Source organism: Mucilaginibacter sp. P1_A3, from assembly GCF_056406855.1.
In genome coordinates this window covers 1-11,016 of the sequence record NZ_JBFTZJ010000013.1, presented here as the reverse complement: position 1 = coordinate 11,016, position 11,016 = coordinate 1, and the positions used below count along the sequence as shown (strand labels likewise).

The window sequence follows — 11,016 nt, the reverse complement described above, 5'->3', positions numbered from 1 at the left end:
CTATGTAGATAAACAGCCATAAGTGCTTTAGCGTTTGCCGGTGAACTTACCAACCAATGAGTATCAATACTTACGATACATAAAGCTACTCGAAGCTTATCCAGTCAACTTCCACATGGCCGCTTCCTTTTAATTGTATGATAAGGTTTTTGACACCGCCTGGCATGGATAAAACTGCTTTTTTAACAACGCTCCAGTTATTTCCTTTTGGTATAATAAGTTTTGCTAAAACCTTACCCGGCTTATCCTCAGTACTAATTAATAAAGTTCCTCCGGTTGCCGAACAGGCGTTTACACTAATGCGCCCCGCTGTTTTTTTGCCAAAAAGCACACTGTTATATTTTATCCATGAATCAGTTTTAGTAAAAATAGTTTTCCAGCCCTTGAATTTGTTTAGCGTGTCGAGAAACTCTACCGCTACACCATCCGCGCTTTTGGCACTAAACCTATCTATCTGTATTTTTTTTGATGAGGCCGTTACACCAACGCCACGTAATGTGGGGATAACCTTGCGGATGGTGCCATCTTCATTAAAGGACAAACTATCGGCCCTTACCGCCCGGTTTTTATCAAAGTTTGTCGATAAATCATCGTTATGATAAAATAAGTACCATTGATTTTTAAACTCGATGACCGACTGATGATTTGTCCAGCAGCCCGAAGCTGATTCGTCCATAAGCACGCCAGCGTATTTAAAAGGCCCCAGGGGGCTACTTGACATGGCATATTCAAGCCGTTCTATTTTATCAGCCACATGCGGGTAGGTCATATAATAAATACCCTTTCGTTCAAATAAGTAAGGCCCTTCCTTTAAGCCCTTATCTGGAAAGCCTTCAAGTTTTACCGGTTCTGATGCCAGTTCAAGCATATTTGCTTTAAGTTTAGCGCCGTACAGGTTTCCTTGCGCCCAATAAATATATGCCTGTCCGTCTTTATCGATCTGTACATTCGGATCTATGCCATGAATCCCGGCTATGGGCAACGGTTGGGGAACGAAAGGCCCGTAAGGCTCGTCGGCTACGGCAACACCAACTGAAAAGCCTTTGGGGCTACCGGATTTTGCAGTGGCCGGGAAATAAAAATAATATTTTCCTGCCCGCTCAATACAATCAGGCGCCCACATACTATATGCTGTGGAGTCGGCCCAGGGTACCTTGTTTTGACTTACAATTACGCCGTGATCAGTCCAATTGGTAAGATCTGCCGATGAGAAGACGTGATAATCCTGCATACAAAACCAACCAGCTCTGCCATGCCCGGGCGTAGCCGGGATATCGTGCGAAGGATAAAGATATACCTTGCCATTAAAAACACGGGCCGAGGGATCGGCGGTAAACTGGTTTTGTATCAGCGGGTTTTGCGCCATCAAACAATTGAACCATAAGATAGATACCATTAGCGTTGCGTATGTCTTATAATCTTTCATCATCTACAATTTATTACTATTAATTATCTTGTTCTTTAAATCGATTTCATTTACCTGCCGCTAATCGAAAATAATCGAAGTCTGCATATCCTCCTGTAGTTTTTGTGGCGTAGTTAAAAAGGCCAAACCTGTAACCCATAAAATGTGGAATGGTATAAGCCATTTGAAGCGTAGCGCCAATTGGTATCCAATTATTTCCGTCGATGCTATAATAAAAATACGCTTTGTCGGTCCGGTCTTTAAAATCACACACAGCCTTTAAATAGACCAGGTTTTGGGATAACGGAATACTTGCCGACTCTGTTGGCGAAGCTCCTTGTGCATTTACCATAACAATATACTTACTGCCGTTTTCGACCTTCACCCCCACCCATCCAAATTTTCGCTGTAACAAGGCGAGGCCGGCATGATCGCCGTCTTTAAGTCCAGAAACATCAATAGCTGTTATAGCTGAACATTCCGGACCAAACGTGCGTTGTGTGAGTATATTTTTTGCTGCTACTAAAGTGGTATCAAGCCTTCCTGTAGTTAACCTGAGGTAACCTTTACGCTGTGTAACAGACCATAATTGGTTAACCGGGTTATGGTTCCATTGCCAAACCAGGGGCAAATCGCGCTCACCGCGCCTACGGTCAAATTCATCCGACGAGATGATACCGGGCATGAGCGATTTGTTTGCCGGTAACGTGACAGTATCGGGCGCCTGATGATTTATACCCAATACAGGCCAACCATCTTCCCATTTTACAGGAACCATGTAGGGCACCCGGCCTACTGAACCAAAATCGCGAAAAAGGTACGCAAACCACCGGCCGTTTGGAGTGTTTACCAAACCACCCTGCGCTACACCTTTATCCTGTAAGGCCAGCCGCCCCTCGTAGGGCCCAGTAATATTATCTGCCCGGTGAATAAGAACACTTCGCATTCCACCACGGGGCCATGAAATATTGAACAGGTAATATTTCCCTTTGATTTTGAACATCTGGGAACCTTCTGCCGGCAATCCTAAATTCGGCCCGGCAGCCAGGCTGGCGTTCTCTATCAGCACCTGTGGCTTTGTGTCAGGTTTTATTCCGGAAAGATCATCCTTCAGTTGCGCTAACATGATGCGCCCGCTTCCATAAATCATATAAACTTTACCATCATCGTCAAAAAACAATGAATGGTCATGCAGGCTTGGCTTAAAGGATAAAGCCTTCCACGGGCCTTTTTCAATATTATGAGTGGTATAAATATATGTTTTGCCGGTATTGCCAGGAAAGGTAGATACATAGTAAATGCCATTATGATAGCGCAGGCTACTTGCCCAGGAACCTCGGCCATAACTGTTCTGGCCATTATTCAGGTTTAGGTCATCGGTGTCATCCAAAATATCATACGCATAGCTAACAAGTTTCCAATTGACTAAATCTTTGGATTTCATTATCGGCATGCCAGGGCTCATGTGCATAGTAGTACTGCTCATGTAATAAGTACTACCTACCCTAATGATTGAAATATCAGGCACATCCGCGTAAATAATTGGATTATGAGCCGTTTGTGCAAAAGGCGCGGATGGGCCCAGCAAAAAAAATACTATACCAAAAAAAAGATTACTGAATATTTTACTCATAGTCGGTTTGTGCTGTTATATGAATAGATATTTCTATTTGCAGCTGGGTAACAGAATCCTTTTCATATGATGATTATTTTGAATGCTTTATGATACGCATAGATATTAAAAAACACGCTTAATTGCTTTACCCGCAATTAAGCGCACTTAATATATTAACACAACAAGGCCGCTCAGTCTTTAAACAGCAGCGGCGCAAGTTCTTTCAGGCTGCGGCGCCAGGTTAGAAACTCATGGGCAGTATTCTCTGAAATAAAAGACACGGCATTGTAGCCTGCTTCTTTTAATGCAGCCGCAGCGTTATTTACGCCAGCAGGATTTTCCTTGCTGCCGCAACTTATAAAAATAAGTTTAGCCTTAGGTTTATCTTTTAATTCAGCGGGTGTATAAATCCCCCCGCTTAAAAGACCGTAATAGGCAAATTCATCGGGCTTGGCAAGTGTTATTAAATGCGTTTCCATGCCCCCCATTGATAACCCTGCCATCGCGCGGTGCGCCCTATCTGCAACCGTACGGAAGCTGGCATCCACATAAGGCACTAATTCATCTGTTAATACGGTTTCAAAAGCATCTATCTTGAAATCCCTCAAACCACCTGGTTTCATTTTAATATCGTTGGTCATGCCATAGGTCATCACTATAATAAAAGGTTTTATTTTGCCTTCAGCAATTAGGTTATCCATGATCAGATTGGCATGCCCCTGGTTGCTCCATGCGGTCTCATCTTCACCCCAGCCGTGTTGCAAATACAGCACCGGGTATTTCTTCGATTTTTCCTTATCATAACCCGGAGGTGTGTAAACAAAGGCTCTTCGCTGCGTATTTGTGCTTTTTGAAGGAAAAAGTATTTGCTGCACATTACCGTGAGGTACATCCTTTAAGGCATAAAAGTCCTGGTCAAGAGCAGGTATTTCGATTCCGCTCTCCCAACGGGTGGAACCATAATAATTTAATGTGCCGGGGTCATTAAATACGCCTCCATCAACTATTAAGTGGTAGTAGTGGAAACCTTCGTCCATTGGGCCTTCTGTTGTGCCGGAAAAATATCCGTCAGTACCTTTAGTAAGTTTTGTTCCTCCTCTTCCACCCAGGCCTAAGGTAACCCGTATACTGTCCGCTTTGGGGGCCATTATCCGAAAACGTGTATAGCCTTGCGAATTAACCTGGGGGTAGTCCCGCCCGGGTTGGTTAAGGCTGGAAGCCTGGAAATCTTCTTTGATCTCTCCAGGGCCCGTTTGAGCCTTGCAAAGGCTACCGGCCAGGGAAGCCATTAATAAAATAGCAAAACGTTTTAAATTCATTTTTTTATAATTTAATTTTCAAGATTGGTAGCATTTCCGGATCGCATTTAAATAAGTTAGTGAGCCCTGAAATTCCATTTTGAATTATCACTATTCATATCAAATTTGGCGAGTGTGGGTGTGCTGTCTCCAGATGACACTAAAGCCAGCTGCTCCTTCGAATCCGGAACCACCTTTGGCATAATCCTATAAGTTCCATCAGTCAATTGATCAATTCGCCATAATTGTTCCGGCGCACCGGTAAACGTTGGAACTGTTATCAGTTCAGCTTCTGCTGTTGCTGCTAATGCCCGGTCTGTTCCGGCAATTACTATTTTATAATATGGTCCGCCCAGGTATCCACCTGCACCGGGAACTTGTGAAATTGCCCATTTTTGATGTGGACGAAATACATAATCACCTATTCTTACACCAATGTTTCCGGCTGGCCAGTTTTTAACTACATCTGCTAATTCCTGTGATGGCACTGGTTTTACCGGTTCATCATTGTTTCTATTAAACCGCATTCCACCTGGCATTCTTATAAAATCAACCCCTAATTCTAAAGCGTATCCCCTTCGCTCAGACTCAATCTCATAAGTTCCATCTTTGAAGTTATCACCAGCAACAGGCCATCCGTTTTTCCATAGTAATGGGCGAATACCTAATACGCTCCGACCACTTTGATCCAAATCCGCCTCGTAATGGCAAGACATCTTTTCAACGCCGTCGCCAACAACTAAACGTCCAAAATGTCCTGGTCCAATCAGCCTGTCGCCAGCGGCAACTACCATTTTGCCGCCTCCCTTCAACATAGCCCTTCCCATGTTATCAAGGTATGGGCCGGTTACCTTTCTGGAGCGACCAACAACAATATTATAGGTTGAGTTTGGGCCATCACAGCATGTGCCGTGGGTTCCAAGCAAATAGTACCATCCATCCCGATATAACAGATCTGTGGCTTCACAATCTATGGCTATGTTTAATGCTTTATTACCCTCCACTCGCTTACCCGTTTTGGGATCAAGTTCCACAAGGCGGATATACCCAAAATAGGTGCCGTACGATAACCATAACCTTCCATCGGTTGGATCCAGAAGAAGCCCCGGATCTATCGCATCATTATCCTCTATACCATCGGACGAGGCAACTTTAACAGCCTCCGAATATTTAAAATCCGGGGATTTTGGGTCGAGCGACTTATTCCACATGGTAAGTATTGTTCCGTTATGACCGCCCGCCAGGCCACCGCCAGTTGCGCCATAAACAATAAGGTAGCGGTCACCAATTTTTAATACATCAGGAGCGGCTCCTCCGCCGGGTCTTACTGCGCCCCCATTCCATGTCCAGCCATCTTCGGATATTAATCCGCCTCCACCTGTTCCAAATGTGAAATACTTCCCATCAGATTCTGTGATAGTTGAGGGATCATGTATAAATGGTTTGCCAATTTGTGCTATCGCATCTCCGGTTGACCACAATAAAAATAGGGCTATAGTGCTTATTACTTTTACTATTAATTTCATAATAAATAATTGCTATACAAATTCGATGTTAAATGGGGTGATCAACTAATTTATTGCAGATTGATAGTGAGCCCTTTTATCGGCTCTCCTTTTTCATCCAGCAGACGAACACAAAAGTCACTAAGTCCGGGCCCGTTGATTACTGCTCCCCTTATTATATTTTTTCCTTTGTTGAGTGTCAACCGAGTGGAGACACAATCATCCATCACCATGCGTCTATCTCCGTCGAGTATTACCGCTTCCTTTCCATTCAGCCACCACATTGACCCTCCATTTGACCCTACTGCCAATCTTACATTTTTTATTTCGCGCGGACTGTTAACTATGGTTACTGCCCAAAACAAAACTGCATACGTCTGTTTCTTTAACCCATAGGCAAAACGAAATAATTTGAGGTTGAAATTCGGGCTTTCCAATGCATGCCATAACAATTCCTGCTCGCCAACTTTTACTTTTTCCAGATCCTTCGGAATAACCGTAAACTGGTTTGGAAAATAATTGGTTTCAAATTGTGTTTTCAGGTAGTTATCTGTAAAAACAAGGTTACTCCGTATCGATTTATTGATGGGCTCTAAAAGCAACCAACGCTGAATAAACCCCTCCGGATTCGGGGTCTTTTTTGATGTGGTTGCCGGGATAAAGAATGGTGTGAGCGTTCGTGCGGTATCATTTTGGGTTATAACATCGATCTTGCCTGGGGCAGCAGACTGTCCTTGTGATCTTAATCCTGCCAAAATTAGAAAGGCCGCCAACAACGCTGCACTGAGTTTAATATTCATAGTAGATACTTTAACTTAAATCAATTTTGATAAATAATAAATTGTCGAAAATGCATTGAGTCGCGGCCTGTCGATCGATTGCCCAGAAGTCGTTGGCCTACGAGATATCGTTGGCCTAATACCCCTATGTGTTATTGATGATATTTTGCGTTAACGTTAAAATGTATTTCTTCAATTTTAAAAAATGGCTTGTAAACCATTAACCCAAAACTATACCTTCAGAAAAGGACTCTATCACACTATTCAGCAATAAAAGTCAACTTTTGTCAATAATGCTGCGTGAAATACAGCTTATGAACGATTTTTCCATCATTTATTCAAGCATGGCAGTGATGCCATTTCCTATAGAAATAAAAAAGTTGCCCCTGCGGACAAAATTCTTTACAAAAACACTTAGCCCATTTACAAGTGATCTTTAGATAGGAACTCAGAGTTGAGTAATTAGCTTTAGCATTTGCCTTTTTGTTTGCCCTGCCGGTAACGTTATTAGAACCTTTTAACCGGGTTGTATTAAAAGACGGTTGTACCGCTTCTGAAATTCGGTCATTCTTGTTTTTTATGGCGATAACCGGATTTATGTTTACAATAATTTCGCTCACAGGAGGTTAATCCCACAAAAAAGCCCTCAGATTTTCATCTAAAGGCTATTTAATAATCTTTCCCAGCCATTACTATGGGTGGGGTTAAATGAGGTCTCAAAGGCTCCGATTTCCAATAATTTCATTGAGAACTTACAGCCATTAATCGACCTCGCGGCATAATAAATAGACATTTTAAATATGGCGCCGGGAAGTGTTTCAAACTATATGATTATTAAGCCTGTAACTGCCATAACAATGAAGTTTTGTGGTTAATATGAATTTAAAAACCATACATACCACCCGAAACAGAAATTTGCTCTCCTGTGATCCAGGCTGCGTCATCGGAAGCCAGAAATACTGCAGCTTTCGCAATATCTGCGGGCTGTCCTCTGCGGCCAAGCGGTGTTTTTTCGACAAACATCTTTTCATACTCACTGCCAGCAGTAACGCCTGCACTGGCTGCACCTTCTGTTTCCGTAGCGCCCGGCAAAATAGAATTGATACGAACGTTTTTTATACCCAACTCCTTAGATAAAGCAATGGTAAAGGCATCCAGTGCCGCTTTGGTTGCAGAATACAACGAGGCATTTTGAAGTGGGTATTTACTTGCACCCGAACTGATATTGATAATGTTCCCACCCTTATCGCCGAAAAGTTTCAGAGCTGCCTGGATAGTCAATACAGGCCCCAACACATTGACATTGAAACTTTGGTGGAAGTCTTCTACCGAAATTAGTTCAATAGGTGCATATCCCTGAGATACCGCATTATTTACTAAAATATCCAGCGTGCCGAAAGCCTTCCTTGTTTCTTCGAACAGCCTGGATACATCGGCCTCTTTCGATACATCGGCCTGTACTGCAATGGCTGTACCTCCATTGTCGGTTATGGCTTTTACCACTTTATCTGCGCCTTCTTTGCTGGAAGCATAATTTACAACAACCTTTGCGCCTGCAGCAGCAAAATGTTTGGCGATAGCTGCACCTATTCCTTTTGAAGCACCAGTAACTACTGCTACCTTGTTTTTTAATTTACTCATGATTATATTATTAATTATATTCAAGTTCTTCAGGTTTTTTCCGTTCTGAAGAACATTCAAAGATGCTGCATCATAACGAACCGGAGGCTGACATAAATCATTAAATACACACGATAAATGTCACTTCAAAGAGGTGGCTTAAATCAAAAAAATACGCTAACTAATTATAAGATAACAACTTAAAACAGCAGTGAAAATCGAAGATGCAAAACGGCTGAAAGACCACAACAGCATAGATTTCATTGTTGAGCACATCTTCTTATCCAGCGAAGTGTAGCGTTGGCAAACCACGAATTGTAGTCCCGGTAGAAGTAATTGACAAGTTACCCTCGCAAATCCAGACATTGATCAGTCGGATGTTTATATATCAGGGAGAAAGAAGATTCCCGGGCGATTCAATTTAACAGGCGCATTTGTAATGATAGCGAAGCCTGAAATCGCTAAAGGATCTATTTTAAGGCGTTTTTCTTTATCCGGCTCAAAGTTTCAGACGATAAACCAAGATACGAAGCGATCATATTTTGCGGGAACCGCTGTAGAAAATGAGGATAATTACTAATCAGTTCTTCGTAGCGCTCTTCAGCCGAATGGCTAATGGCCTGCATTCTTTTCTGGGCTGCAATGGTGTTGTTTTGACTGATCACGTTCGACATCGCCGAAAAGGCAGGGATATGCTTCAAAAACTCCTCAATTTCGGCGTGGGTTGACTGCAGTATCTCTAGTTCCTCCAGCGCCTCAATATTGAAGCGAGTTGGCGTTAACCGGTAAAAACTTTCGAAATCTGTCAGCCACCAATTTTCTACAGACAATTTCAGTATATGTTCATGTCCTTTTTCATCTACCGTAAAAGTCCTGGCGGATCCTTTTACAATAAACGCGATATATTTGCACACGTCTCCTTCCTGTAAAAAGTATTGCCGTTTTCGAAGTTTTCTGGGTTTGAAATGCGCTGTCAACAAATGCTTATCATCCTCTGACAGCACTTTGCCTGATATTTTTTGAATGTAATCGAAAAACGCTTCAAAATTGGACATTGTACAAATATATAATCATGCGCAATTTAATCAAGCTGCCGGATAAAAGACTAAGATCTTTGGCCGGTTATTTTAAACAATAAAAATCCCTGCTCATGAAGGAACAGGGATCTAAAAGAAAGTTATAATCAAACTGTGGTTTCCTTTGTCCATGAGGCGTTATTGCATCGCAATTTATGACCACAATTCGTCAGTCGAACTTGAACAAGTTGGCACGGGTTATAAAACCAGCGCTAGTGTGGGCTAATTACTTAGCCAAATAGGTCATACCACCATCAACAAGGAGTTCAGCACCAAGCATAAACGAAGAATCATCGGAGGCCAGGAAGACCGCTGTTTTACCAATGTCAGCAGGTTGCCCAATCCTGCCTGTCGGCATTTCACCTGCAAAGTGTTTTTTTATAGCTTCAATTTGTTCTGCGGGAACAAACTGTTCAAATGCTGGTGTATCTGTTGTACCGGGTGTTATTACGTTTGCTCTGATTTTTCTATCTAAAAGATCGCTTGAAAATGCTTTTGCAAAAAAGATCACAGCCGCTTTTGCAGCACCATACAGCGTAAATGACGGATATGCCCGATGTGCAGCATTTGACCCGATAAGAATAATAGAACCGCCATCATTCATATGGGGCAGTGCTTTATGAACAGTGAAGTAAACACTTTTCAGGTTTAAATCCATTGTCTTGTCATAATCGGCTTCGCCAATAGTTGCCACAGTTCCTACAGTTCCAGCACCCGCATTAGCTACAATAACATCTATTTTACCAAATTTTTCAGCTGTTGCTGCAAACACTCTTTCCAGGTCGGCAAGGTTGGTTACATCGGCATTTATGGCTATAAAATTATCGCCAAGCTGAGCCACAGCACTATCTAAAGTTTTCTGATTTCTGCCGACAATAACTCCTTTGGCACCTTCGTTTTTAAATGCTTCAGCAATACCAAACCCAATACCGCTATTGCCGCCTGTAATCACGGCTACTTTGTTTTTTAATTTACTCATTATTTCTTTTTTTAAAGATTGAGCGACAAAGGTAGACCACATTGGTTATTTTTAGTAACTTTGTACTGATAAATAACAGTAACATCGGTGTAACCAAGTAACATTATGAGGTGCGAAATAACAGAGTTTCAACAGGAACAAAAGAAAAGAATGAGATCCGTTCAGGATGCCATGGACGCGTTGAACGGGAAATGGAAAATTGCTATTATCTCGTCGATTTGCTGTTACAAAAAAAGGCGTTTCTCCGATATTTTGAATGATATAGAAGGAATTTCCAACCGGATGCTGAGTAAGGAATTAAAGGAATTGGAAACAAATCAATTGGTTAAACGAACAGTTTTAGACACCCAACCGATATCGGTTCAATATGAATTGACCGAACACGGCAATACGCTGCAAACCATCATCAGCGAACTTTCAGGTTGGGGAATTGTACACCGCAAGAAAATTGTCGGGAAATAATATTCGTTTTGCTTGCGGTCGGTGTTATCACCATAGCCGTTAACTTAAGGATTGAATATGTCATGAACGATCTGAAAAGCAGCTTTTTTTCCTTTTTTGGGTTCGATAAGGATGTGTTTAATAATTGGGAAGATGAATATTTCGCACCAGTCTTTGAAAGCCAAGCTGCCTTTTATCACTTTTCTTAAAGCATATCCATATTGCCGGACTTGTTTAAAGAACTTCCACATAGAGCAGGCATAGCCTGGCGACCCTTTCCGAATAACGGTATCGATAC

At 42.2% G+C, this 11,016-nt stretch carries 10 protein-coding genes; 1 reads left to right on the top strand and 9 read right to left on the bottom strand.

What is annotated here, in order from left to right; translation table 11 throughout:
* Positions 1-85: 85 nt before the first annotated feature.
* The 8 genes from AC1D0K_RS25000 to AC1D0K_RS24965 all read right to left on the bottom strand — a co-directional run bounded on the left by AC1D0K_RS25000 (position 86) and on the right by AC1D0K_RS24965 (position 10,277).
* Positions 86-1,429: a family 43 glycosylhydrolase gene (locus AC1D0K_RS25000; protein ID WP_477442858.1), complete on the bottom strand. Its 1,344-nt coding sequence runs from the start codon at positions 1,427-1,429 to the stop codon at positions 86-88.
* 43 nt (positions 1,430-1,472) lie between these two features.
* Positions 1,473-3,038 carry a glycoside hydrolase family 43 protein gene (locus AC1D0K_RS24995; protein ID WP_477390723.1) on the bottom strand — a complete coding sequence of 522 codons (1,566 nt, stop codon included), beginning with the start codon at positions 3,036-3,038 and terminating at the stop codon, positions 1,473-1,475.
* 173 nt (positions 3,039-3,211) lie between these two features.
* A complete protein-coding gene (locus AC1D0K_RS24990) occupies positions 3,212-4,339 on the bottom strand; it encodes an alpha/beta hydrolase-fold protein (RefSeq protein ID WP_477390725.1) in 1,128 nt (375 codons plus the stop codon).
* A gap of 56 nt (positions 4,340-4,395) precedes the next feature.
* Positions 4,396-5,844 (bottom strand): family 43 glycosylhydrolase, encoded by a 1,449-nt coding sequence (locus tag AC1D0K_RS24985; RefSeq protein ID WP_477390727.1) that lies wholly within the window; start codon positions 5,842-5,844, stop codon positions 4,396-4,398.
* 50 nt (positions 5,845-5,894) lie between these two features.
* The gene (locus AC1D0K_RS24980) at positions 5,895-6,623 is read right to left on the bottom strand and encodes a hypothetical protein (protein WP_477390729.1); all 729 of its coding nucleotides are present in this window, start codon (positions 6,621-6,623) and stop codon (positions 5,895-5,897) included.
* A gap of 861 nt (positions 6,624-7,484) precedes the next feature.
* Positions 7,485-8,243 carry an SDR family NAD(P)-dependent oxidoreductase gene (locus tag AC1D0K_RS24975; protein ID WP_477390731.1) on the bottom strand — a complete coding sequence of 253 codons (759 nt, stop codon included), beginning with the start codon at positions 8,241-8,243 and terminating at the stop codon, positions 7,485-7,487.
* Between the two features lie 449 nt (positions 8,244-8,692).
* Entirely contained in the window at positions 8,693-9,277 is a 585-nt protein-coding gene (locus AC1D0K_RS24970; RefSeq protein WP_295714546.1) for a Crp/Fnr family transcriptional regulator, read from the bottom strand.
* 247 nt (positions 9,278-9,524) lie between these two features.
* Positions 9,525-10,277 (bottom strand): SDR family NAD(P)-dependent oxidoreductase, encoded by a 753-nt coding sequence (locus tag AC1D0K_RS24965; RefSeq protein ID WP_477390734.1) that lies wholly within the window; start codon positions 10,275-10,277, stop codon positions 9,525-9,527.
* Between the two features lie 105 nt (positions 10,278-10,382).
* Here AC1D0K_RS24965 and AC1D0K_RS24960 point away from each other — a divergent pair, with 105 nt between their 5' ends.
* Positions 10,383-10,739, top strand: a complete 357-nt coding sequence (locus AC1D0K_RS24960) for a winged helix-turn-helix transcriptional regulator (RefSeq protein WP_477390736.1) — start codon at positions 10,383-10,385, stop codon at positions 10,737-10,739.
* Between the two features lie 44 nt (positions 10,740-10,783).
* On the opposite strand, the gene AC1D0K_RS24955 is transcribed toward AC1D0K_RS24960, so the two are convergent.
* A partial coding sequence (locus AC1D0K_RS24955) for a hypothetical protein (RefSeq protein WP_477463117.1) occupies positions 10,784-11,016 on the bottom strand: 233 nt, incomplete at its 5' end.